The sequence below is a fragment of the Streptococcus parasanguinis genome, from assembly GCF_001074805.1.
GTDB lineage: Bacteria > Bacillota > Bacilli > Lactobacillales > Streptococcaceae > Streptococcus > Streptococcus parasanguinis_A.
Genome location: NZ_JUPI01000126.1, coordinates 1 through 24,276, shown reverse-complemented (window position 1 = coordinate 24,276; position 24,276 = coordinate 1). Strand labels below are relative to the sequence as shown.

The 24,276-nt window shown below is 42.9% G+C and carries 25 protein-coding genes; 17 read left to right on the top strand and 8 right to left on the bottom strand.

Going from position 1 to position 24,276, the window contains the following annotated elements; genetic code table 11:
• Positions 1-64 precede the first annotated feature (64 nt).
• The 3 genes from ADI76_RS09030 to ADI76_RS09020 are packed head-to-tail and all read right to left on the bottom strand — an operon-like array spanning position 65 to position 2,394.
• A complete protein-coding gene (locus ADI76_RS09030; protein WP_049515950.1) occupies positions 65-472 on the bottom strand; it encodes a hypothetical protein in 408 nt (135 codons plus the stop codon).
• Positions 453-1,355, bottom strand: a complete 903-nt coding sequence (locus ADI76_RS09025; RefSeq protein WP_049515949.1) for a phosphodiester glycosidase family protein — start codon at positions 1,353-1,355, stop codon at positions 453-455. Before ADI76_RS09025 ends, ADI76_RS09030 begins: the two co-directional genes overlap by 20 nt.
• Positions 1,342-2,394: a bifunctional glycosyltransferase family 2/GtrA family protein gene (locus ADI76_RS09020; protein WP_049515948.1), complete on the bottom strand. Its 1,053-nt coding sequence runs from the start codon at positions 2,392-2,394 to the stop codon at positions 1,342-1,344. Before ADI76_RS09020 ends, ADI76_RS09025 begins: the two co-directional genes overlap by 14 nt.
• Positions 2,395-2,697: 303 nt before the next feature.
• On the opposite strand from ADI76_RS09020, the gene rpsF reads away from it, so the two are divergent.
• From rpsF to ADI76_RS09000, 4 genes are all read left to right on the top strand, one after another.
• Positions 2,698-2,988, top strand: a complete 291-nt coding sequence (gene rpsF / locus ADI76_RS09015; RefSeq protein ID WP_003005040.1) for a 30S ribosomal protein S6 — start codon at positions 2,698-2,700, stop codon at positions 2,986-2,988.
• Positions 2,989-3,008: 20 nt separating this feature from the next.
• Complete coding sequence (locus ADI76_RS09010) at positions 3,009-3,506, top strand: single-stranded DNA-binding protein (RefSeq protein ID WP_049515946.1); 498 nt, start codon at positions 3,009-3,011, stop codon at positions 3,504-3,506.
• A gap of 41 nt (positions 3,507-3,547) precedes the next feature.
• A complete protein-coding gene (rpsR, locus tag ADI76_RS09005) occupies positions 3,548-3,787 on the top strand; it encodes a 30S ribosomal protein S18 (RefSeq protein WP_000068664.1) in 240 nt (79 codons plus the stop codon).
• Between the two features lie 158 nt (positions 3,788-3,945).
• Entirely contained in the window at positions 3,946-4,467 is a 522-nt protein-coding gene (locus ADI76_RS09000) for a GNAT family N-acetyltransferase (RefSeq protein ID WP_049515943.1), read from the top strand.
• A gap of 34 nt (positions 4,468-4,501) precedes the next feature.
• On the opposite strand, the gene ADI76_RS08995 is transcribed toward ADI76_RS09000, so the two are convergent.
• Together ADI76_RS08995 and ADI76_RS08990 are read right to left on the bottom strand one after the other, a co-directional pair.
• Positions 4,502-5,179: a DUF1129 domain-containing protein gene (locus tag ADI76_RS08995; RefSeq protein WP_031576885.1), complete on the bottom strand. Its 678-nt coding sequence runs from the start codon at positions 5,177-5,179 to the stop codon at positions 4,502-4,504.
• 28 nt (positions 5,180-5,207) lie between these two features.
• On the bottom strand, positions 5,208-6,152 hold the full coding sequence (locus ADI76_RS08990; protein WP_031576884.1) for a magnesium transporter CorA family protein: 945 nt from the start codon (positions 6,150-6,152) through the stop codon (positions 5,208-5,210).
• A 121-nt stretch (positions 6,153-6,273) separates the two neighbouring features.
• Between ADI76_RS08990 and uvrA the strand changes: the two genes are divergently transcribed.
• The 7 genes from uvrA to nusB all read left to right on the top strand — a co-directional run bounded on the left by uvrA (position 6,274) and on the right by nusB (position 13,894).
• Positions 6,274-9,099, top strand: coding sequence for an excinuclease ABC subunit UvrA (uvrA, locus tag ADI76_RS08985; RefSeq protein WP_049515941.1), 2,826 nt, complete (start codon positions 6,274-6,276; stop codon positions 9,097-9,099).
• Positions 9,096-10,163 carry a M24 family metallopeptidase gene (locus ADI76_RS08980; protein ID WP_049515938.1) on the top strand — a complete coding sequence of 356 codons (1,068 nt, stop codon included), beginning with the start codon at positions 9,096-9,098 and terminating at the stop codon, positions 10,161-10,163. The genes uvrA and ADI76_RS08980 overlap by 4 nt, the downstream gene beginning before the upstream one ends.
• A gap of 56 nt (positions 10,164-10,219) precedes the next feature.
• A complete protein-coding gene (locus tag ADI76_RS08975) occupies positions 10,220-11,203 on the top strand; it encodes a TIM44-like domain-containing protein (protein WP_049515936.1) in 984 nt (327 codons plus the stop codon).
• 8 nt (positions 11,204-11,211) lie between these two features.
• Positions 11,212-12,318, top strand: coding sequence for an SPFH domain-containing protein (locus tag ADI76_RS08970; protein WP_049515934.1), 1,107 nt, complete (start codon positions 11,212-11,214; stop codon positions 12,316-12,318).
• 165 nt (positions 12,319-12,483) lie between these two features.
• A complete protein-coding gene (gene efp / locus ADI76_RS08965; RefSeq protein ID WP_003005479.1) occupies positions 12,484-13,044 on the top strand; it encodes an elongation factor P in 561 nt (186 codons plus the stop codon).
• A gap of 36 nt (positions 13,045-13,080) precedes the next feature.
• A complete protein-coding gene (locus ADI76_RS08960) occupies positions 13,081-13,470 on the top strand; it encodes an Asp23/Gls24 family envelope stress response protein (protein WP_003005404.1) in 390 nt (129 codons plus the stop codon).
• The gene (gene nusB / locus ADI76_RS08955; RefSeq protein WP_049515932.1) at positions 13,463-13,894 is read left to right on the top strand and encodes a transcription antitermination factor NusB; all 432 of its coding nucleotides are present in this window, start codon (positions 13,463-13,465) and stop codon (positions 13,892-13,894) included. Before ADI76_RS08960 ends, nusB begins: the two co-directional genes overlap by 8 nt.
• Positions 13,895-14,128: 234 nt before the next feature.
• Here the strand turns inward: nusB and ADI76_RS08950 are convergent, their stop codons facing one another.
• Together ADI76_RS08950 and ADI76_RS08945 are read right to left on the bottom strand one after the other, a co-directional pair.
• The gene (locus ADI76_RS08950) at positions 14,129-15,094 is read right to left on the bottom strand and encodes a LacI family DNA-binding transcriptional regulator (RefSeq protein ID WP_049515930.1); all 966 of its coding nucleotides are present in this window, start codon (positions 15,092-15,094) and stop codon (positions 14,129-14,131) included.
• The gene (locus tag ADI76_RS08945; protein WP_049515927.1) at positions 15,075-16,529 is read right to left on the bottom strand and encodes a sucrose-6-phosphate hydrolase; all 1,455 of its coding nucleotides are present in this window, start codon (positions 16,527-16,529) and stop codon (positions 15,075-15,077) included. Before ADI76_RS08945 ends, ADI76_RS08950 begins: the two co-directional genes overlap by 20 nt.
• A gap of 377 nt (positions 16,530-16,906) precedes the next feature.
• On the opposite strand from ADI76_RS08945, the gene ADI76_RS08940 reads away from it, so the two are divergent.
• From ADI76_RS08940 to ADI76_RS08920, 5 genes are all read left to right on the top strand, one after another.
• The gene (locus ADI76_RS08940; RefSeq protein ID WP_003008594.1) at positions 16,907-18,826 is read left to right on the top strand and encodes a sucrose-specific PTS transporter subunit IIBC; all 1,920 of its coding nucleotides are present in this window, start codon (positions 16,907-16,909) and stop codon (positions 18,824-18,826) included.
• Between the two features lie 159 nt (positions 18,827-18,985).
• The gene (gene scrK, locus ADI76_RS08935) at positions 18,986-19,885 is read left to right on the top strand and encodes a fructokinase ScrK (RefSeq protein ID WP_049474068.1); all 900 of its coding nucleotides are present in this window, start codon (positions 18,986-18,988) and stop codon (positions 19,883-19,885) included.
• 92 nt (positions 19,886-19,977) lie between these two features.
• Complete coding sequence (locus tag ADI76_RS08930) at positions 19,978-20,388, top strand: peptide deformylase (RefSeq protein WP_049515924.1); 411 nt, start codon at positions 19,978-19,980, stop codon at positions 20,386-20,388.
• A gap of 219 nt (positions 20,389-20,607) precedes the next feature.
• Complete coding sequence (locus ADI76_RS08925) at positions 20,608-21,123, top strand: phosphatase PAP2 family protein (RefSeq protein ID WP_049515922.1); 516 nt, start codon at positions 20,608-20,610, stop codon at positions 21,121-21,123.
• 83 nt (positions 21,124-21,206) lie between these two features.
• Positions 21,207-21,833: a GNAT family N-acetyltransferase gene (locus ADI76_RS08920; protein WP_049515919.1), complete on the top strand. Its 627-nt coding sequence runs from the start codon at positions 21,207-21,209 to the stop codon at positions 21,831-21,833.
• 21 nt (positions 21,834-21,854) lie between these two features.
• On the opposite strand, the gene queG is transcribed toward ADI76_RS08920, so the two are convergent.
• On the bottom strand, positions 21,855-22,994 hold the full coding sequence (gene queG, locus ADI76_RS08915; protein ID WP_049515916.1) for a tRNA epoxyqueuosine(34) reductase QueG: 1,140 nt from the start codon (positions 22,992-22,994) through the stop codon (positions 21,855-21,857).
• A gap of 115 nt (positions 22,995-23,109) precedes the next feature.
• On the opposite strand from queG, the gene manA reads away from it, so the two are divergent.
• The gene (manA, locus tag ADI76_RS08910; RefSeq protein ID WP_049506488.1) at positions 23,110-24,054 is read left to right on the top strand and encodes a mannose-6-phosphate isomerase, class I; all 945 of its coding nucleotides are present in this window, start codon (positions 23,110-23,112) and stop codon (positions 24,052-24,054) included.
• Positions 24,055-24,276: the final 222 nt, after the last annotated feature.

Sequence of the window (24,276 nt, the reverse complement as noted above, 5' to 3'; positions counted from 1 at the left end):
CGTTCATACGTTAACTTACCCTAAAAAACGTCCGTTCTTTTAAGAAACGGACGTTTTTCATGTCTTAGGCTGTTTTCTCTATCCAGACACTGCGAACAAAGAAGAGGCTGATCAGAGCCAGTGCTAGAAAGGCAACTCCAAGGTAATAATAGAGTTGATCCATTGTAGTAGATCGACCAGAGAGGTTGACAATCCCTCGGTAGAGGGCTCCGGTTGTGAGCGTAGCCACTCCAGAATTCCAAAGATTGAGACTCAGGCGAGAGAAGCCTTTCACCATCAACTGTAGAAGCACTAGTAGGGCGCCACCGATCAAAGGAATCAAGAAGAGGTAGTGCATGAAGGCAGAGGTCTCGCCAAAACTAAAGTGTTCATAGATGCGACTTCCAACGAAGAAGAAAGCTGAAATAAGAGGATACCAGAGAATCGTTTTTTTCAATCGTTTTTTGATAGGATTAGTAACCGATGTAGACAATGTCGCTCACCGCCCTTTCTGAAATAGTACCATTTGTAGTTGGTTTGTTAATAACTTGGCCATTGAAATAAAGGGTAGAAGATCCACCACCATCCAAGTTGTAGGCTGTTTTAACGCCATAAGACTTCATCACTTCCGCTAATTGGTAGAGAGACAGTCCTTCACTTTCTGAAGTCCGTCCATCTGATACGACGATAATGTAGTGGTTTTCATCGATGATCCCAATCGCTGTACGTGGGTTGGATGCCATGGATTGTCCAACTTCTGAGTTGGTGTCTACCGTAATCTCACCATTTTCAACCAAGGAAGGTCCGAAGGCAAGGAGATTGACGACCCCGTCTTTGACCAATTGATCCGCAGAGATCTCATCTTCATAGATAATTTTGAAGGAACCATCCCTGTAAATGGCTAAGTCGCCATTGCTAGAGTCTTCTCGAACGGTATCGCGGTAGACCACTCCATTTCGGATGACGTATCCTGTACTGTTAGCCCCGTAATAGTCACCATTCACTGCTAGAATAGCATTGTTGTTGGCGGCTGTGACGGAGGTCTTAGCCGTTACATTTGTCCCGTAGGTGTTTTGTGCAAAGGCCGTCTTGAGATAATCTGCCGAGCTGACTGTGATATCTGCGATGTAAACCTGGGTATTTTCAACTGTTTTTTCTGTTAAAGTCACCTGGATATTGTCATCTGAATAGCTAGTATCGGTCGTTATTGCCGAAGCAGCTGCTTTTTTGGCAGCCTTAGTGTCCGTAGTGGTAGCTTTTACGGTTTGGATGGCATCGGATAAGACAAAGGTCTTGAGCATCGAGTAGCTAAAACTGCTGGTCAAAAGAAGGCCAAAGCAGGCAGCATAGGTATAGGATTTTTTAAAGAATTTCATGGTGGGGAGCTGTCCTTTCTTTGAAGATTACTTTTTTCTGGATCACCCATGAGACCAGAAAGAGGAGGAAGCCAACGACAATTTTACTGATCAGGAGATTGAGCCCGAAAGCAGTATAGAAGAGTCGAATCAAGAGCGTATCGAGAATAAAGAGGCCGAGCGCTAGACCAAAGTAGCCACTTCCTGTTTTAGCGACGCTGTCTTTATTCTTAAAGACCAGGTGCTTGTTAGTCGAGTAGTTAAAAATGGAACTCGTCACACGAGCGATCCCGTTCGCTAGGAGAATGCGAAGACTAATGGGCACAGCCATCATTACAAAAAGGAAGAAAGCGTAGACCAGATAGTCAACGATAAAACTACTCAGAGAGGAGAGGGCAAACTTAAACATGTCCTTGTAGATCATGAGACCATCTCGGATAGGACGGAAGTGGGAACCTTCATTGTCATTGATGTAGACTGTTTCAATCGGAACTTCTAGGATGGGGAAGGACTTGCTTGCTGCAAGGAGAACATTCATCTCATATTCATAACGCTGTCCGTCAACCTCAAGCATGAAAGGCAATAGATTCGTAGTAAAAGCCCGTAAACCTGTTTGGGTATCGCTGATTGCCACTCCGGTTTGTTGTTTGAAGAGGAAACGGGTCAATTTGTTTCCGAAAGCAGAACGCAAAGGAACTTTGCCAGAAAAGGCGCGTGCTCCTAAAATAAGTGCTCCAGGATGCTCTTGAGATTGGTTAACAACCCTGAAAATATCCCAAATTTTGTGCTGACCGTCTGCATCAGCTGTAACAACGCTTCCATAGGTACCTCTTTCTAGGATGTATGCATAAGCAGTCTTGAGAGATTGCCCTTTTCCTTGGTTGTGCTCGTGGGTCAGGACTGTCGCAAGACCGTCCAATTTGTCAAAAATCACTTTCTTGTCGTCGTCACTTCCATCGTCGACGACGATGATGTGGAGATCACTCTTAGCGTGAACCAGGCGAACCAATTTGACAAGATTCAGATCCGGTTGATAGGCGGGGATGATAAGATAATTCATAATCGTTCCTCGTTTCTTGAGATTTGTTGTAGCTAGTATAAAGACTCAAGCTTAAAGCTAACTGATATCAGTTTTCTTTAAGGAAAAGGGACAGGAAAGGAGTATCTTTCCTTCTATTAATTGCCATTTTTAAGGGGAAGTTTCCCTTTAATATCGTAGGGTGTGTAAAAAATGATGTATCAAATCCTAAAGATAATCCTTGCCTTTGTTCGAAAAGTCTGGTATAATAGTTTCTTGTGAGTAAACCTCACTTACCCCTTGCAAAGACTTGGGGTCATTAGTCCAAAAGGAGGAACATTATCAATGGCTAAATACGAAATTCTTTATATTATTCGTCCAAACATTGAAGAAGAAGCTAAAAACGCTTTGGTAGCACGTTTCGATTCTATCTTGACTGACAACGGTGCAACTGTTGTTGAATCAAAAGATTGGGAAAAACGTCGTCTTGCATACGAAATCCAAGATTTCCGTGAAGGACTTTACCATATCGTAAACGTTGAAGCAAACGACGCTGTAGCTCTTAACGAGTTCGACCGTCTTTCAAAAATCAACGGTGACATTCTTCGTCACATGATCGTAAAAGTTGACGCGTAAGAAATCATCAGAGGTGACTTATGATTAACAATGTTGTACTTGTCGGTCGTATGACCCGTGATGCTGAACTTCGTTACACTCCAAGCAATCAAGCAGTTGCCACTTTCAGCCTAGCTGTCAACCGCAACTTCAAGAGTCAGAATGGAGAGCGCGAAGCCGATTTCATCAACTGTGTGATCTGGCGTCAGCAAGCAGAAAACTTAGCCAACTGGGCTAAGAAAGGTGCTTTGATTGGGATTACCGGTCGCATTCAAACACGTAATTACGAAAACCAGCAAGGTCAACGTGTTTATGTCACTGAAGTCGTAGCAGACAGCTTCCAATTATTGGAAAGCCGTGCAGCACGCGAAGGGCATGCAGCTGGTGGCTATTCATCAGGTAACGGTGGTTTTGCTGGAAATGCAGCCCCAAGCTTTGGTGGATCTGAACCAAGCAATGCAGCGCCAAACTTTGGTCGTGAAGAAAATCCATTTGGTGCTAATCCAATGGACATCTCAGACGACGATCTTCCATTCTAAGAATGGGTTTAACGAATTAAAACTATAAAGGAGAATTAAACATGGCTCAACAACGTCGTGGCGGATTCAAACGCCGTAAAAAAGTTGATTACATCGCAGCAAACAAAATTGAATATGTTGATTACAAAGATACTGAGCTTCTTAGCCGTTTCGTTTCAGAACGTGGGAAAATCCTTCCTCGTCGTGTAACTGGAACTTCAGCGAAGAACCAACGTAAAGTAACAACAGCTATCAAACGCGCTCGCGTAATGGCTTTGATGCCTTTCGTAAACGAAGATTAAAAAAAAGACCCTTACGGGTCTTTTTTTCACGAGTTTGAAAACAAGAAAGCGAATTAAGACCCATAAGGGTCTTTTTTTCAGGTCCGGTGGACCTCTTTGACCTTTCCCTAGCTCTAATCGTGTTATAATGTGGGAAGAAATGTATCAAGGAGGGAATTATGAAGGAAGGTGTAATCATCAGGAGGATGATAAAGGCAGATATTGAGCACATATCTCAAGCCTTTACCCACCAAGGGTGGCCGGGTAGAGAGGATATCTTGACTAGCTATTTTCAGGAGCAGGAGAATAGAGAGAGGGACGTATTAGTAGCTGAGTCGGATGGATTTGTGGCAGGCTATATCACTATATTGCCTGCTGCCAAGCACGGACCTTTCGTGGGAGTCTATCCTGAACTATCTGATTTTAATGTTTTTGAACCATTTAGAAATCGAGGAATTGGGAATCAACTTCTAGAGGAGGCGGAAAAAAGAGTCCGGCTACTATCAGAGATTGTTACTTTAGGGGTTGGTTTACACTCGGGTTATGGCCCAGCTCAAAGACTGTATGTTAAACGAGGCTATATCCCAGATGGATCTGGAATTTGGTTTAGGGATCAGCCCTTGGACCCTTACAGTTCTTGTGAAAACAATGATGACTTAGTCCTCTATTTTTCAAAAAGGTTGAACAGGGAAATACAGTAAAACAAAAACGGATGAAAACTTCATCCGTTTCTTTTTAGCGTCGAGTTGCAGGTGCTGTGCTCGAACTTTTAATATTAAAGCGTTTCTTGAGGTAGAAGCGAAGGACAAGCGCTAGAGCTCCTAAAACGATGGCAAAAACATCTGGAATAGTTGGGTTGAGGACTTGTGGAAGTAAGGAAGTAAAGGACAAGACGATGACCCAAAGGAACATGACTCCGACAAGAATCGGCATGGATTTCCAAAGAGAGGGACGCTCACTGCGATCTTTTGTGCCATCCATATACTGATAGAAGAAGTAGTACATGAGATACAAGAGCAGAGCCCCTGTCAAACTTCCAAGGATCAAGGTGATCAACCCATAGCCAGTACGACGCGGTGCGACCAAGTTCATAAAGGCGCTAATCGCAGCAAAGACACCAAAGATAAAGAGGAAGGAATCCAAAATCATAAGAGAGGGAGCATCGTTTAATTTCGGATGCTCTTTTTCATAGCGTTCTTTCTCGCTGAAAGAATTCGCCCAAACAGTTGGAGCTCCAAAAAGAGTCCGTGCCGGAATCCCTTTTCCTTGGTTTTCATGGATAGCTGGAAGAATTTCTTGGATGAGGCTTTCTGCTTCTTCCTCTGATTTCCCGTTTTCAAGCAATTGGTGTTTGGCGATGCGGATAAATTCTTGGTTTTTCTTGCTGAGTTGATTCAAATCAAATTGAGACATAAATACTCCTTAGTATTATTAGTAGGTGTTAGAACCATTTTTTATGGATGAGGTAGACGACGAGAGACCCGGTCAGGGCAAAGGCGATGAAAATGATCAGCCAGAAGGCGTTTGGTTCTCCATTGAGCGGTAATTCATTGTCTTTGAAGTTCATCCCGTAGGCCGAGAAAATCATGGTTGGGATGGACATGACGATGGTCACCATGGCCAAGGTCTTCATGATGTTGTTCTGGTTGTTGGAGATGATTGATGCGAAGGTATCGGTCATGGAGTGGAGGATGTTTCCATAAATATCCGCCATCTCAATGGCTTGCTGGGTTTCGATCAAGGTATCTTCCAGTAGATCTTCGTCTTCTAGGTATTTCTTGATGTTGCTAGTGGCACTGGTCAATTTCTTGATCACGCGCTCATTGGTTTTCAGAGAGGCCTTAAAGTAGACGATGGTTTTTTCTAACTCCATCAACTCAATCAGCTCTTCATTACGCGTTGATTTGTGCAATTGGCTTTCAATCTGTTCACTCTTTCGATCCAGGGTACGAAGCGCTGACAAGTAGAGTTCAGCGTTGCGATAGAGGATCTGAAAGATAAAGCGTGACCGCATAAAGGTATAGAAATTCCGCAAGCGTCGGTTGATAAAGATATCTAGAAGCGGCAATTTCTCCAAGCAGGTCGTGATGATAGCTTCTTCTGTCAGGATAATCCCTAGCGGAATCGTCACGTAGTAGGTCTGATTGTTCCGCTCTTCCTTGATGGGAACGTCGACGATGATCAAGGTATACTCATCTTCGATAGTCATACGGGACATTTCTTCCGCATCGAGTGGTGCCCGTAAGTCTGCAATATCGATATTAAAAGCAGAGGCGATTTCCATCGATTCACTTTGAGAAGGGTTCACAAGGTTGATCCAGCTACCGGGTTCCAGCGTCTCTATTTCTTTAAATTCAGTCGTTGTCGATAAAAAGACCTGTTTCATGGTGCCTCCCCTTGTTTTTTTACACCTTAACATTATATCAGAAAAAGGACGGTTTTGGATAAAAGAATACTAAAAAATTTGTTATAATGGAGGTTAACAAAAAGGTGATTAGAGTAAGAACATGCAAGATAAAATTGTCATTCATGGGGCACGCGCCCATAATTTAAAAAATATAGATGTGGAAATTCCACGGGACAAATTAGTCGTGGTGACGGGTTTGTCTGGTTCTGGAAAGTCCAGTCTGGCCTTTGATACCCTCTATGCAGAAGGTCAGCGCCGCTACGTGGAGAGCTTATCGGCCTATGCCCGGCAATTCTTGGGAAATATGGAAAAACCAGATGTCGACTCCATTGACGGCTTGAGTCCAGCCATTTCCATCGACCAAAAAACGACCAGTAAAAACCCACGTTCTACAGTGGGGACGGCAACAGAGATCAATGACTACCTGCGCCTGCTCTATGCACGTGTAGGGACGCCTTATTGTATCAATGGACATGGCGCTATTACCGCTTCTTCGGTTGAGCAAATTGTCGATCAAGTCTTGGAATTACCAGAGCGCCAACGCCTGCAAATTCTAGCTCCTATTATCCGCAAGAAAAAAGGCCAGCACAAGAATATCATTGAAAAAGTCCAAAAAGACGGCTATGTTCGGGTCCGAGTTGACGGTGAGATCTATGATGTGACAGAGGTCCCAGAACTTTCTAAAAGCAAACAGCACACGATTGAAGTGGTGGTGGACCGGATCGTGATCAAAGAGGGCATCCGCTCGCGTCTCTTTGATTCGATTGAGGCAGCTCTTCGGATAGCGGACGGTTATGTGGTGATTGATACCATGGATGGAAAGGAACTGCTCTTTTCGGAGCATTATGCTTGTCCAGTCTGTGGCTTTACCGTTCCTGAATTAGAGCCCCGTCTCTTTTCTTTCAATGCGCCTTTCGGCTCCTGTCCAGACTGTGATGGGCTGGGCATTAAGCTAGAGGTGGACTTAGATTTGGTGGTGCCAGATGATCGCTTAACTCTTCGCGAAGGAGCTCTTGCTCCTTGGAATCCGATCTCTTCCAACTACTATCCTCAGATGTTGGAGCAGGCCATGATCCATTTTGGTATTGACATGGATCAGCCTTTCTCAGATCTTTCTCAAGAAGAAAAGGACTTGGTTTTCTATGGCTCAAACGGGAAAGAATTCCATTTCCACTATGAAAATGAGTTTGGTGGGGTTCGAGATATCGACATTCCCTTTGAAGGAGTCGTAACCAATATTCACCGCCGTTTCCGTGAGACCAATAGTGATTTTACCCGCAACCAAATGCGCTCTTATATGAACGAATTGACCTGTGCGACCTGCCATGGCTACCGTCTCAATGACCAGGCTCTTTCTGTTCGTGTCGGTGGGGAGAAAGGTATGCATATCGGGGAGGTGTCAGATCTATCGATTGCGGATCACTTAAAAGCTGTGGATCAGTTGGTCTTAACAGACAATGAAGCCACGATTGCAAGACCGATCCTAAAAGAGATCAAAGATCGTTTGACCTTCTTAAACAATGTAGGCCTTAATTACTTGACCTTGTCACGCTCAGCAGGAACACTATCAGGTGGAGAGAGTCAGCGCATTCGCTTGGCAACCCAGATCGGTTCCAACCTCTCTGGAGTCCTTTATATCTTGGATGAGCCGTCAATCGGCCTCCATCAAAGGGACAATGACCGCCTGATTGCCAGTCTCAAAAAGATGCGTGATTTAGGCAATACCTTGATCGTCGTCGAACACGACGAAGATACCATGAGAGAAGCAGACTACCTGATCGACGTCGGCCCAGGTGCCGGTGTCTTTGGTGGAGAGATCGTTGCTGCGGGAACTCCAAAGCAGGTGGCTCGTAATAGTAAATCCATTACCGGCCAATATTTGTCCGGCAAGCGCAAGATTCCGGTTCCAACAGAGCGCCGTTCAGGAAATGGTCGTTCTATTGAAATTACAGGGGCCAGTGAGAACAACTTACAAGATATCACAGCGCGTTTTCCTTTGGGCAAATTTATCGCAGTCACTGGAGTTTCCGGTTCTGGGAAATCGACCTTGATCAATGGCATCTTGAAAAAAGCCATCGCTCAAAAGCTCAACCGCAATTCGGAAAAACCAGGGAAATACAAGACCATTCAGGGGATTGAGCATATCGATCGCTTGATCGACATTGATCAAAGCCCGATCGGTCGGACCCCTCGTTCCAATCCAGCAACTTATACAGGCGTCTTCGATGACATTCGAGATCTCTTTGCTCAGACCAATGAAGCCAAAATTCGGGGCTATAAGAAAGGTCGCTTTAGTTTCAATGTCAAGGGTGGGCGTTGTGAAGCCTGCTCAGGAGATGGCATCATAAAAATTGAAATGCACTTCTTGCCAGATGTTTTTGTTCCTTGTGAGGTCTGCCATGGACGTCGCTACAATAGTGAGACCCTCGAAGTCCACTACAAGGAAAAAAATATCGCAGAAGTGCTAGATATGACGGTCAATAAGGCAGTCGAATTCTTCAAGCACATTCCGAAAATTGAACGCAAACTCAAGACCATCCAAGATGTGGGCTTGGGCTATGTAACACTGGGGCAACCAGCGACCACCCTTTCAGGTGGGGAAGCGCAGCGGATGAAGTTGGCTTCTGAATTGCACAAGCGCTCTACAGGAAAATCCTTCTATATCTTGGATGAACCAACGACCGGACTTCATACCGAAGACATTTCTCGCTTGATCAAAGTCTTAGAGCGATTTGTGGATGATGGCAATACGGTCCTTGTGATTGAGCACAATTTGGATGTCATTAAGACAGCAGACCATATCATCGATTTAGGACCAGAAGGCGGTGTCGGTGGTGGAACCATTATTGCGATCGGAACACCAGAAGAAGTAGCAGCAAATCCTGCTAGCTACACAGGACAATATTTGAAAGGAAAATTACAATGAACCAACGGATCAGCAACTTAAGAAACAAAATGAAAGCCCAAAACCTCAAAGCAGTATTGGTTAACAATTTGAAAAATGTTTATTATTTGACCAATTTCTGGGGTTCAAATGGGACAACTTTGGTGACAGAAGAACGCGTGGTCCTCTTTACGGATTCGCGCTACACCATTCATGCCCATGCGACTTGTTTCCCCTTTGTAGAGATTGTGGAAACCCGCGATGAGTTGACTGCAGCTGCAGAGATCGTTAAGGACCTTGGAATCAAAGAACTTGGTTTTGAAGACGAAGTGACGGTGGCCTACCATGCCCGTATGGCTTCTGTTTTCAGTGGCATTACCCTTCAATCCCTAGCGAACTTTGTGATGGAATTGCGCTTGATTAAAGATGAAACGGAGATTGCGGCCATTAAAAAAGCTTGTAGCATCTCTGACCAAGCCTTCCATGATATTTTGGATTATATCAAGGTAGGGAAAACGACAGAGTTGGAAGCAGCGACTTTCCTCGATTTTCGAATGCGGGAGTTGGGAGCTTCTGGTGTATCTTTTGATATCATCTCCGCAGCTGGTGAACGCTCTGCGATGCCTCACGCAACTCCAAGTGATCGGGTGATTTCAGCAGGAGATGCCTTGACCCTTGATTTTGGTTGCTTGTATGACCACTATGTCAGCGATATGACACGGACGATCTATGCAGGACATGTCAGCGACAAGGAAAGAGAAATTTACGAAACAGTTTTGAAAGCCAATCAAGCCTTGATTGCTGCTGCCAAAGATGGACTTGGCTTCCGTGATTTTGATAAAATCCCACGCGATGTGATCGAAGCAGCCGGCTATGGTCAATACTTTACTCATGGAATCGGTCATGGAATTGGGCTAGATATCCACGAAGAACCATACTTCAGCCAAACGTCTAAAGAAGCTATTCAAGCAGGGATGGTCTTAACAGATGAGCCAGGTATTTATATCGAAGGTCTCTCTGGTGTGCGCATCGAAGATGACCTCTTGATCACAGAAACTGGCTGTGAAGTCTTGACGCTTGCTCCTAAAGAATTGATTGTCCTATAAAATAGACAGTATTTTCTTAACCCCTGTGTAACAAACAAAGATAAGAAAAGAGGCCTATGAAAAAACGAAATGTAATAGTTGGAATTCTTCTAGTAGTTTTGCTATTTGTATTTGCTCCTTCTGCCCATGCTGGTGTCGGTAATACAGATAGTGGTGGCAGTAGCTTGATTGATTCAGGTGGTGGTAGCAGCTGGTCTGGTGGCGGTAGCAGTTGGTCCGATGGCGGAAGTAGTTGGTCTGGTGGCAGCAGCTGGTCTGGTGGATCCAGTAGCTACAGTTCTGGTTCTGGAACAGACTCTGGTGGTGTAGTAGCAATTTTTGCTATCGTTGGATTGATTGGCTTTGTCTATAATATTGCAAAAGAGGCTAATGAGAGTGATGATTCGTCCTCTTCAAATAGTGGTCCAAAACGGACAACCGAAGAACGGGCTGGCCGACCAATTGAAAACAACTATGAAGCCATTCGCCGCATCCGAAAACTGGATCCAATGTTTGATGAAGACCGCTTCTTGTCGCAAGTCAAGCTGGTTTATCTTCAATTGCAGTCTGCCTGGACAGAAAAAGATTGGAATTCCGTACGGAACTTAGAAAGTACGAGTCTTTATGAGCAACACTTGACGCAGTTGCAAGAGCATATTCGTGCCAAAACAACCAATGTTCTAGAGCGCGTGCGTGTGGAAGATTCCAAGATCAAAGACTTTATCGAAAATCCAGAAGGCAATGACCGCATTGAAGTCATTCTGTCTTCGACGATGAGAGATTACATCCGAGACGATGAATCGGGTCGTGTGATCGAAGGGGATCCAACCAAAGATCTCTTTACAGTATACCGCATGGTCTTTCTCCGTGAACACGGGGCTCAGACAGAGATCATTAAGAATTCTGAAGTCTTAAGTGATCACTGTCCGAACTGTGGTGCGCCGCTGACGATCGATTCAATCGACAAGTGTGAATATTGCCAAGCGTCCTTGAAACACAATCCAAAAGATTGGGTCTTGGATGTTTATGAAGTTGTGGATGAAATTGAATTCTACAGATAGGAGAATATATGGGATTTATTAAAGCAGCCCTTTCAGCGGGCATTTCAAGTTTTCAAGATAGTAAATTTAAGGAAGCTATTACCTTGCCAGAAGCTGTTCCGGCAACAGCTTTGGCCATTAAGGGACAGCTCTTGACCAAAGATCCAGATGGACGCTCTCGTCAGAGCAACCAAAATACGGGGCTATTGACAGATGGATCTGTCGTCATTGTTCCTCAAGGCTATGTTGCTCTTTTGGTCAATAATGGAACTTTTCTAGGAGACCTTCTAGAAGCAGGTAGCCACGAATGGCAAGCTGGTGAAAATGCCTGGTTGTTTGAAAAGGGGGGCGTTAAAGGGACTTGGGACCAGTTCAAGAATCGCTTCTCATTTGGTGGCCAAGTGGTCACCCAGCAAGAAATTATTTTTGTGCGGATGCAACCTTTTACAGGAAATAAATTTGGCACCCAAAATCCAGTCGAGTATTTTAGCGACCGTTACCAACAACTTCTGAGCATTCGTTTTTATGGTCTCTATGATGTTAAAGTAGCAGATCCTGTACTCTTTTACGTTAGTGTAGTCAGCCGCCAAATTACTGCTGACAAACCGTTTACCTTGGAAGATGTGGCTCAGGGAACCTTGCGCCAAAACTTAGCGCCAAAAATTGCAGTGGCCATTTCAAAATATACGGCAGAAAATAAGGCAGATATCTACAATATCAATGCGGACCAAGACGTCTTCAATGAAGTCGCAAAACGTGAAGTGAACAAAACTTGGGCAGAATTATATGGTATTGAATTAACCAATGTCCTCATCGAAGATTTGAGCTACGATGCAGACAGTATGGCCAAGGTTAATAAACTAGACAGTGAATTGGCAGCGATGAAGTACAATACCATCGAAATTGAAGAGCGTCGTGCCCGTAATGAAGCCCTGGTGGCAGCTGCCAAAAATGAAGGTGGCAATGGCATGAACATGATCATGGGGATGAACCTAGGCCAAGCCCTTGGCAATGACCTTCAAAAACAAGCCTCTCCAGCTCCAGACAAGCCGCATACCTTCTACATTGAAGTAGATGGAAAATATGTCCATGTCACCAAAGATGCGGATGGCAATATTGTGCCTGTGGACCAATAAGGATTAGGGAAGCGATAATGAGAGGTCTAGAGATTTCATGGACTCGTCCCTGTCCTCTCTTCCTGCTTTCAGTCCTTCCTAAAAAGAGGAAATTGCTGTTTGAGAAAAATCAAATAGTGTGTTACAATAAAGAGTAATCTATTTTTAAAAAAGAGGTAATAAAACATGATCGAAGCAAGTAAATTGAAAGCTGGTATGACTTTTGAAACAGCTGATGGAAAATTGATCCGCGTTTTGGAAGCAAGCCACCACAAACCAGGTAAAGGAAACACTATTATGCGTATGAAGTTGCGTGATGTCCGTACTGGTTCAACTTTTGATACAAGCTACCGTCCAGAAGAAAAATTTGAACAAGCGATTATCGAAACTGTTCCAGCTCAATACTTGTACAAAATGGATGATACAGCCTACTTCATGAACACTGAAACATATGACCAATATGAAATTCCAGTGGTGAACGTAGAACAAGAATTGCTTTACATCCTTGAAAACTCAGAAGTAAAAATTCAATTCTACGGAAGCGAAGTGATCGGTGTAACGGTTCCTACAACTGTTGAATTGACTGTTGCAGAAACTCAACCATCTATCAAAGGTGCTACAGTGACTGGTTCTGGTAAACCTGCTACAATGGAAACAGGTTTGGTCGTAAACGTTCCTGACTTCATCGAAGCTGGACAAAAATTGGTCATTAACACTACTGAAGGAACTTACGTTTCTCGTGCATAAGAGACATCTCAGGGTGTCAAATAGAAAGGAACTTCTATGGCAACTGAACAATTTGGTGACATCGTTATTGCACCACGTGTATTAGAAAAAATTATTGCGATTGCGACAGCAAAAGTAGAGGGTGTCTATTCGCTTGAAAATAAAAGTGTTTCAGATAGCTTATCAAAACGCTCACTTGGACGTGGCGTCTACCTTCATACAGAAGAAGATGGTCAAGTTTCAGTAGACATCTATCTCTATTTGGAGTATGGAGTTGCTGTGCCATCTGTAGCAGTAGCGATTCAAAAAGCGGTTAAGTCTGCGGTTTATGATATGGCAGATGTAACCTTGGATGCTGTTAACATTCACGTTGTCGGTATCGCGACGGAAAAATCTCCAAAACCAGACTTGAAAGACTTGTTTAACGAGGACTTCCTCAATGACTGATGAAATTTTATTAGAATCACGTCGAGAGCTGCGCGAGCGTGCCTTCCAAGCCTTGATGGCCTTGGAATACGATGGAGACATTGTGGAAGCTTGTCGCTTTGCTTATTTACATGACAAGGACCTAGCAGAAGACAAAGAAGTCGATCTTCCTGCCTTTCTCATGAACCTCGTGACGGGTGTTTATCAGTCTAAAGACCAATTGGATCAACAAATCGGTCAACATTTGAAAACTGGTTGGACAGTAGAGCGCTTGACCTTGGTGGAGAAAAACATCCTTCGTCTTGGAATTTATGAAATAACAGAGTTTGATACACCACAGATCGTTGCAGTCAATGAAGCGGTGGAATTGGCCAAAGCCTTTTCAGATGAAACTTCTTCACGATTTGTCAATGGTGTCCTCAGTCAATTTGTGACAGAAGAATAAGTAAAAAGGGAGTGGGAAAGAACTCCAACTAGTTAAAAGAGTTCGTTTTCCCGCCCCCGCACAGTTGATTAGGTCATCTTTGGAGCTTAAAAGGCTAACAAAGATGCCAATCAACCACTGCGTCATACAGTTATTTCTATTAAATATAAAATAAATATAAAAGGCTAGACAATTTTTGCCCAGCCTTTTTTTGACGAATAACAACCCCTACAGTATAGAACTGTAGGGGTTGTTTTAGACACTTTTTCCAGAGTGGAGACTAACGGGCAAGAAATAACCGGTAGTCGCTACTTTTTTTCCTTCGATCTTTTGGAGTAAAAGATCCACCATGAGGATAGCAATGTCTTTGAGAGGTTGTTGGATGGTTGTCAGTTCAGGGGTATAGGTCTCGATGAACTGGGTTCCATCATAACCAATCACCTTCAAATCCTGAGGAATCTGAATATCTAATTCTCTAGCGACTTTCATGATCAAGATCGCCGTCAAATCATCGGAGGCAAAGATAGCATCTGGTTTTTGCTGGGTTAAGATCTGTTTGATTTCCATTTCTTTGCGAATAGGGGAGAAATCACTGGAAACATTGATGATCATAGACTCAGGTAGAACCGATGCAAATCCCGCATGACGCAGCCCTGTTGGGGAGTTAGAGTTGTCATTACCTGTGATCATGATAATATTTCGAGCTCCGGTTTTTACTAAAGTTTCTGCTGCTAGCACTCCACCAGCATAGTTGTCTGAAGAAACAACCGGAATTTCTGGGGAGAGGTTGCGGTCAAAAGCAATGATAGGAGCAGTTACCCGGTTGTAATCTTCAATGCCCAAATTATGACTTCCTGAAATGATGCCATCTACCTGGTTAGCCTCCAACATCTCAATATATTCGCGCTCTTTCTCGGAGTCGTGCTCACTATTGCAGATGATGGTTTTATAGCCATGTTTGAAGAGTTGGTGTTCTAGTTTGTCGATTAATTCAGCATAGAAAACATTACTGATGTTGGGAAAGATCAAGCCGACTAACTTGGCTGATTTTCCTTGGAGGCTTCGAGCAACATTGTTAGGTTTATAGCCTAATTCTCGCATGGCTTCTTGGACTTTTTGAATCGTTTTCTCAGACAGGTATCCTTTTTTATTGATAACCCGTGAGACAGTAGTAGGGCTGACACCGGCGAGTTTGGCGACATCAGTTAGCTTTGCGACCATAATCAAGTTCGTAGTAAGTTCCAGTAGGGGTTCCAGACTTGATCAAGATTCCATTTTGATCTGCATGTGGGTAGACCCGACCAGAAAATACTTTTTCTCCTTTATTAATAAAGATTTCAAAAATCGAATTGTCAATGAAAATATTAGCGGTTGTCGCTTGGTTAGCGATTGTGCAGCTACGGCTCGTACCGAAATCTTGGGCATATTGCTCACCAGCCTGGCTACGATCGACTGTGACCAATCCTTTAGCCAGATCAAATGTGAGAACTAAGCCCTTTCCTTCTGCATCGGCAAAGAGGACGATTTCGTTCTGGCTATCCTTTTCAAACTGCAATTCCAATTCATAGCAGTTCTTGGTTTGTGCCTTGTTGGCAAATTCCTCACTCTCAGCGCGCAAGTCTTTGATGGCTTCAACTGGGTATTGGTAGAGCTTGCCATCTTTGATGGTTAATTCTTTGACCAGTGAGAGAGCTCCTTGGTAGTCATAGGAATCCGTTGGATAAGAAACGTCTGGAAGACCTAGCCAGCTAACAGTATAGGCACGTCCATCGGGAGCATTAAATCCTTGAGTCGCATAGGCTTCAAAACCATAGTCGAGATTATGCAATTCAGATACATCAACCATTTTGGCCTTTTCTGGGTCAAAGCTTGCCCCAATCTTGTACATATTTGGATAGATATTGTCATAATCGAGAACGGCTTTATCTAAGCCTTGAGGGCAGTATAGGAGAACGGGTTGGTCTCCTACAAAGACTAGGTTGGGACATTCCATCATATAAGCTGTCCGATCGTTTGCAAAATTCAAGTCACCGACTGTAACCCAGTTGGAATAGTCATTATCTACAGCCTTATAGAGACGGATGAATCCTTTCTTCTCAAGGTCTTGACCACCAACGATAGCGTAGAATTGACCTTTGAAATTAAAAATCTGTGGGTCACGAAAGTGATCCGTAGAGTCAGCCGGTTGATCAATCAAGATTTTGTCAATTTTTTCAATCTTGCCGTCTTTATCCATCAAAGCACCGACTTGGTAAGGATGACGAACCCATTCTGCATCACGAACATTTCCGGTGTAGAATAAGAATAGTTTGTCACCAAACTGCATGGCTGATCCGGAATAAGCTCCATGGCTATCCAGATCTGTGTCTGGAAGAAGTGTTACACCAGTTTCTTTGAAATGAACCAAGTCTTGGCTTTCTGTTTGTACCCATGATTTTAACCCATGGGCTGCACCAAATGGGAAATTTTGGTAAAACAAGATCCATTTTCCATCAAAGTAGGAAAAACCGTTAGGATCATTTAAGAGACCAGCTTTTGGCTCAACATGATAGTGTGTATGCCAAGGAGATTTGGCCATATGATCTTGGATGGCTTGCTTTTCCTCTTTTGTCCAGTCTTCGTAACGTCTGTAACGACGTTCAGTTGTCCATTCCATTTTATTCCTCCGAATTTTTTCTTACTTCCATAGTACCGATTTCCTATTAAAAATGCAAGCGATAAATGAAAAAAATGGCAAAAAATGTCAAACGATTGACAGCTATTTTGCAGCCTGAAGAAAAGAGGAGAAGTTGAAAATTTATGAAAATATGAAAGAAAATGAAAATAAAAGTCTGATTTAAAGTGCTAAAAAGCGTAGTACAGGGCTGTTTTAAAATGAAAATAGTTTCATACTGTCAAAAGGTGTCAAAAAGTCCAAAAAAGTTTCAAAAAAATCCTGCAAAACGCTTGACATATTTTCAATACGTGGTACAATTAAAAACGTAGAAACGATTTAACCGTTTACATTACAAAAAATAAGGAGATTTTTGCAAAATGTCAAATACAGAAATTGCAAAGCAGGTCATCGATGCAATCGGTGGGGTTGAGAACGTTAGCAGTGTTGCTCACTGTGCGACTCGTCTTCGCGTGATGGTAAAAGATGAATCAAAAATCAACAAAGATGTTGTTGAGAACATTGAAAAAGTACAAGGTGCTTTCTTTAACTCAGGTCAATACCAAATCATCTTTGGTACTGGTACTGTAAACAAGATCTATGATGAAGTAGTAGCTCTTGGCTTACCAACATCATCAAAAGATGAAATGAAAGCAGAAGCCGCTAAACAAGGAAACTGGTTCCAACGCGCGATCCGTACCTTTGGAGACGTTTTTGTTCCAATTTTACCAGCAATTGTTGCGACTGGATTGTTTATGGGGATTCGTGGTGCCATTGCTCAAGACCAGGTTTTGGCTTTGTTTGGCACAACAGCAGATGCATTTAAATCTACTGATTTTTATACCTATTCAACAATTTTAACTGATACCGCGTTTGCCTTCTTCCCAGCCTTGATTTCATGGTCTGCATTCCGAGTATTCGGAGGAAATCCTGTTCTTGGGATTGTAATTGGTTTGATGATGGTCAGTCCGACACTTCCAAATGCGTGGGTTGTAGCGGAAGATCCTTCTAAAGCAGCAACATACTTTGGTATCTTCCATCATGTGGTTGGATTCCAGAACTCAGTTCTTCCCGCTTTCTTCGTTGGTCTAATTGGTGCGAAACTTGAAAAGTGGCTCCATAAGAAAATTCCAGATGTCTTAGATTTGTTATTGGTTCCATTATTCACATTGACAATCATGTCATTCCTCGCTTTGTTTATTATTGGTCCATTCTTCCACAGTATCGAAGAATATGTACTAAATGTAACTAAGTTTATTTTGAATTTACCATTTGGTCTTGCAGGTCTTCTTATTGGTGGCGTTCATCAGTTGATTGTCGTTACCGGCGTCCATCATATCTTTAATCTTCTTGAATCACAATTAATTACTGCAGATAAAAAAGATCCATTTAATGCAATTATTACAGCGGCTATGACTGCACAAGCTGGAGCTACTTTAGCAGTGGCAGTGAAATCTAAATCTCAAAAAGTGAAAGCTCTAGCATTTCCTGCAACTATCTCTGCCTTGTTAGGTATTACTGAGCCTGCAATCTTTGGTGTAAACTTGCGTTATGTGAAACCATTCGTTATTGCTTTGGGAGCAGGTGCAGTAGGTGGTTGGATTGCATCTATGTTAAATCTTGCTGGTACAGGATTTGGTATTACAATTATTCCAGGAACGCTTCTCTATCTAAACGGTCAATTATTGAAATATGTATTTATGGTTGTATTTACAACTGCCCTAAGTTTCGGTTTGACTTATATGTTTGGTTATGAAGATGAAGCTTCATCAGTTCCTGCAGAGGACAAAGAAGCAGAAGCTATTATTGAAGAAGAAACAACTGGAGCTCTTCCAGCATCTCTTCAAGACGAAACCATTATCTCTCCGATCGTTGGTCAAGCTGTTGCTTTGTCTGATGTGAATGATCCTGTCTTCTCAAGTGGAGCGATGGGACAAGGAATTGCCATCAAACCAACTGAAGGCGTTGTCTATGCACCAGCTGATGCTGAAGTAACCATTGCTTTTGCAACTGGTCACGCTTACGGTTTGAAGACCGCTAATGGTGCTGAAATCTTGATCCACGTTGGTATTGATACAGTATCAATGAATGGTGAAGGATTTGATCAAAAAGTAGCTCAAGGTGATAAAGTGAAAGCTGGTGATGTCCTTGGTACATTTGATGCAGCGAAAATTGCCGCAGCTGGTCTTGAAGACACAACTATGGTGATCGTCACTAACACAGCTGACTATGCTTCTGTCACACCTGTTGCAACTGGATCTGTTGCGAAGGGTGATGCGATCATCGAAGTCAAAGCTTAATCGAAACAATAAGTTTTCAAGGACTGGTCTATCATCTCCAGTCCTTGAATTTTATTTCTCAAAAAAAGTGTGTTCTTTCTTTAGAGAAGAGAAAAAGATTGACTACAAAATATGCTATAATAAATACAGGATATTTTTCATAATAAAAAAGGAGCCAACATGACAAAATTATATGGAAGTTTGGAAGCTGGCGGTACAAAATTTGTTTGTGCGGTTGGTGATGAAAACTATAATGTTGTGGAAAAAGTACAATTTCCAACAACCAAGCCAATTGAGACGATTGATAAGTGTATTGAATTTTTCTCAAAATTTGAGGATCTAGTTGGGCTTGCGATTGGTTCATTTGGACCAATTGATATCGATCCAAATTCAAACACTTATGGTTTCATCACAACGACTCCAAAACCAAATTGGGCCAATGTAGATATCGTTGGGGCTTTCCGTCGTGCCTTGAATGTACCAATCTATTTCACGACAGATGTGAATAGCTCTGCCTATGGAGAAGTGGTCGCACGCAATAACGCGGGTGGCCATATCGAAAACTTGGTTTACTATACAATCGGAACAGGAATCGGAGCTGGTGTCATCCAACGTGGTGAGTTTATAGGGGGAGCTGGACACCCAGAAATGGGACACTACTATGTGGCTCAACACCCAATGGATGTGGAAAAAGAATTCAAGGGTGTTTGTCCTTTCCACAACGGCTGTTTGGAAGGTTTTGCGGCTGGTCCAAGTCTTGAAGCTCGTACAGGTATTCGTGGGGAAAACATTGAACTGAACAGCAATGTGTGGGATATTCAAGCCTACTACATCGCACAAGCAGCAGTGAATGCGACGGTTACCTTCCGCCCAGACGTCATTGTCTTTGGAGGAGGAGTCATGGCGCAACAACATATGTTGGATCGTGTTCGGACGAAATTTACTGCCCTCTTGAACGGTTATCTCCCTGTACCAGATGTGAGAGATTATATTGTGACACCTGCAGTTGCTGGCAATGGTTCAGCGACTTTGGGGAACTTTGTTCTTGCAAAACAAGTGAGCGAAAAATTAAAGAAATAAAAGACCGTTGTCCAATAGAGTAGATGACAATTGGAGCCGAGACTGATCTGTCTCGGTTCTTTTCATAAAATCAACGAAGAAATGAGGAAGATATGAAAAAAAGCATCGTAAAGGATATCCTATTTTTAGGTCAAAAATCGCAAGAAGCAAAGCCTGAGGATCGCACTTTGGCTTTGGATTTGCAGGATACCTTAAACGCTCATCTCCTTGAGTGTGTTGGTTTAGCGGCTAATATGATCGGGGTGAAAAAACGGGCGATTGTCATCCGAATGGGAAGTGAGAATCTGGTCCTGTTTAATCCGGTTCTCCTTGAAAAGAAAAAGCCTTACCAAACAGAGGAAGGATGCTTATCTTTAGTGGGGAGTCGGGCGACCACGCGTTATGAGGAGATTTCAGTGGCCTATCGAGATGTGAATTGGAAAGCAAAAACGATTCATTTGTCAGGTTTTCCAGCCCAGATCTGTCAGCACGAAATGGATCATCTAGAAGGCGTTATCATATAGAAGTGATGGATGGAGTCAATCTGGCTCCATTTTTTACTAGGAAAAAGTGATAGAAAAGTCGATTCTTGGAGACATAAAATTGATAAAAGCAAAAAAAGGAATAGCGGTTGTATAGAAAAAGAAGAAATAGACTTTAAAAAAAGAAGCCTTGCTTGACAGGTTTTCTTAGGATCGCGTATACTAGTAGTATAAAATAAGATGAAAGACAGGAGTGCCGACATGAAGCCCAATCTTCAAGATTATCCGAAATTTTATCGTTGGCTAACCCTGCCTTTTACGAGAAAACCACATCGTGTGCAGGTCCTTCAAAGGACGAATCGAATCTTGACGTTCGCCATGCCAGGCATCTACGGCCTGGTCTTTTGTTGGCTGTTTTTAAAGAAAACTTCAATGGGAGGAATCTGGCCTTTTATCTGGATCCCTGCTTCGGGTTTTGTCTTGTTTAGCCTCTTTCGTCATTGGGTCAATGTTCCAAGACCTTATGAAAAATGGGAGATTCAACCCTTATTAGAAAAAAATTCATCCGGTCATTCCTTTCCTAGTCGACATGTTTTTTCGGCGACCATTATCTCGATGTGTGTCTGTCAGTTGTCGCTTCCGTTTGGAATGTGCTCGATGCTCCTATCTCTTCTATTAGCCCTTGTCCGAGTTCTTGGAGGGGTTCATTATCCCAAGGACGTTCTCGTCGCTTGGGGATTGGGACTCGTCTGGGGAGGACTCTTTTTGCTGGTTTGAATGAACAAATTGCTGAAAATTGACCTTTGTCTAAGAGCGAGGGATAGTGTATACTGGAAAGTGGACTTAGAATAGGAGAGAAGATGAAGTACAGAAAAGCAGAAAAAGCAGATCTGGATCAGGTGGTTCGAGTAGCCAGTACAGCCTTTGAGGACTATCTATTTTTAAAAGTCATCAAGGATTTGGTTCGGGATCCCAAGCAATATCCTGCCTTTGTTGAGGCAATGATGCGCATCCTGGTAAAGGTTTTTCTCAAGCACCATATTTGCCTTGTGGCAGAAAAAAACGATGAAATTTATGCGGTAGCCTTGTTGCAAAAGGGACCGATTCCTTTTCGGGCCTATCTCTTAAATGGGGGATTCGGTTTGCTCAAGTTTATTTCCTTGAAGAATATGTTGTCCTACTTTAAATTTATTGAGGACACGGATAAGGAATTGGAGCAAAATGTAGACTTTGATTGGTATTTGATGCTTCTCGCAGTCGCCCCTAAACACCAACGGCAGGGCTATGGCAGTCGCTTTATGACAGAAGGAATTGAGCCTTTCTTGGAAGAGATCAAAGGTGAAAAACTAGCCTTTTATACCAATACCAAAGGAAATGTCTATTTTTACACGAAAAATGGTTACAAGGAAGTCTATTCAAGTGAGATTAGCTTTAACCAAGTAGAGATGGGTAGTTGGTATTTCTTGAAGGAACTAAAAAAACACTAAGGATACAACCTTAGTGTTTTTTCATTGTAGCTGTGAATCTGCTTGAATGCCGAATTTTTCAAAGAAAGCAGTTCGTTCTTCTATGATAGCATCGGTCGGATGTTTGATATTCCGTAAGAGCTCAACAAGGTCCGGCGTGACTTCACGGAGCAGTTGCCCTAAAGACCAGATAGCCGTTGCAATATGGATCTGATTTTGTGAAGTTTCGATGATGTTCAGGAGTTTAGGGATGGCCGAACGGTCATTGGCATTGGCTAGTGCAATGATGGCATTGCGCTGGAGGATGTTCTTGCCTCGCCAACTTCCAGCAACATGTCCGAATTTTTCCTTAAATTGTCCGTTGGACAGCTCGATAAAAGGAATCAACTCTGGATGAGCCAGATCAGGATCGATTTCCGTTGCTAAGGGATTATCTAGCCCTTTGTTATAAGGGCAACTAATCTGACAAATATCACATCCATAGATGACCGTTTTAATTTTCTTGCGAAATTCTAGGTCCATCATGCCCTTGTCTTGGGTTTGGAAGGACAAACAGCGTTTGGCATTCATAGAGCCATCCCCGATTAAACAGGAGGTTGGGCAAGCATCTAAACAACGCCGACAGTCTCCACAACCATAGTCGACTGGCTGATCCGGTTCGATTTCGAGGTTGGTAATCAATTCGCCCAGAAACATGTAAGAACCGTATTCTTTTGAAATGACCAAGCCATTTTTTCCGATAAAGCCAATACCAGCTCGTTGGGCGACAGCTGTATCAACCAGTGCTCCAGTATCGACCATGCCCTTGTATTCAAAATCTTGCGTCATTTCTTCAATCCCAGCAGCTAAGCGGTTGAGCTTGTCTTGAAGGACATAATGGTAGTCTAACCCCCAGCTGTTGGGAGTGAATTTTCCTCTTTTATAGGCTGTTTTTTGAGGGTGTTGCTTGAGTTTGTGGGGGTAGGCGACAGCGATTGAGATGATGGTCTTAGCGGAGGAGAGACTTAATTTGGGTTGGATGCGCTCTTCAATATTCTTATGCTCGAATCCAGAATTCCGTCCTTCCTCAACGGCCAAGCGGAGCGATTTTTCCAAATAAGCGAAGTCATCAGCAGTTGTAAATCCAATTTTTGAAATCCCAATAGAATGCGCCAGTTGGATAATGTTTTCTTTTAGTGTCATCCCTTTCATTATACACAAAAATAAAGTTTCTGGCGAGAGAGGAAAATGATGGAAAGGGCTTTCAAAAGCTTTCTTTTTTTTGTATAATAGAAACATGAAATGCGAGGAGGATATTATGGGACAACCATTATTTTTACATTCAGTCATGCAGGAAAAAATTTGGGGAGGAACTCGTCTGAAAGAAGAATTTGGTTACGAAATTCCGAGCGACCATGTCGGTGAATTTTGGGCGATTTCAGCCCATCCACATGGGGTTTCTAAAGTAGCCAATGGTCCATACGAAGGAATGGGATTGGATCAGCTCTATCAAGAGCATCGGGAATTATTCGGTAATCGTAAAGAGCCTGTCTTTCCTTTATTAACAAAGATTTTGGATGCCAACGATTGGCTCAGTGTACAGGTGCACCCAGATGATACCTATGCAATGGAGCATGAAGGAGAACTTGGAAAAACTGAGTGTTGGTATGTGATTGCGGCTGATGAAGGATCTGAGATTATCTATGGGCACAATGCCAAGTCAAAAGAAGAACTCCGCCAGCAAATTGAGGACAAGAACTGGGATGCCTTGCTGACAAAAGTTCCTGTCAAGGCTGGAGATTTCTTCTATGTGCCAAGCGGGACCATGCACGCCATTGGTTCTGGAATTTTGATTCTTGAAACCCAACAGTCGAGTGACACCACCTACCGGGTTTATGATTTTGACCGTAAGGATGCTCAAGGAAACTTGCGGGAACTTCACTTGGAAAAATCAATTGATGTGTTAAACATCGGTGAGCCTGCCAATAGCCATCCAGATACAGTTGTGATCGATGATCTTCGAATGACCACCTTGGTTGCAAGTTATTTCTTCACCGTTTATAAGTGGGAACTGACTGGAAAAGCTGATTTTGAAAAGACCGCTGATTACAGCTTATTGAGCGTCTTAGCCGGAGAAGGTAAATTGACGGTAGATGGAAAGGATTATCCTATTCAAAAAGGAAGCCACTTTATCTTGCCGAGCGATGTTGAATCCTGGACTTTGGAAGGGCAAGGTTTAGAATTGATCGTAAGTCATCCGTAAAAAAGAAGGGGTTTGAGTTAAAAGCTATGAAACAACTCAAGCCTTTTTATCTGAAAACTTTTTTTATGTTAAGCCTTGACTCTGACCTAAGGGGAGGGATTATACTATCCATGTAATACTCTTCGAAAATCAAATTCAAACCACGTCAGCATCGCCTTACCGTATATATGTTACTGACTTCGTCAGTTCTATCTACAACCTCAAAGCAGTGCTTTGAGCAAC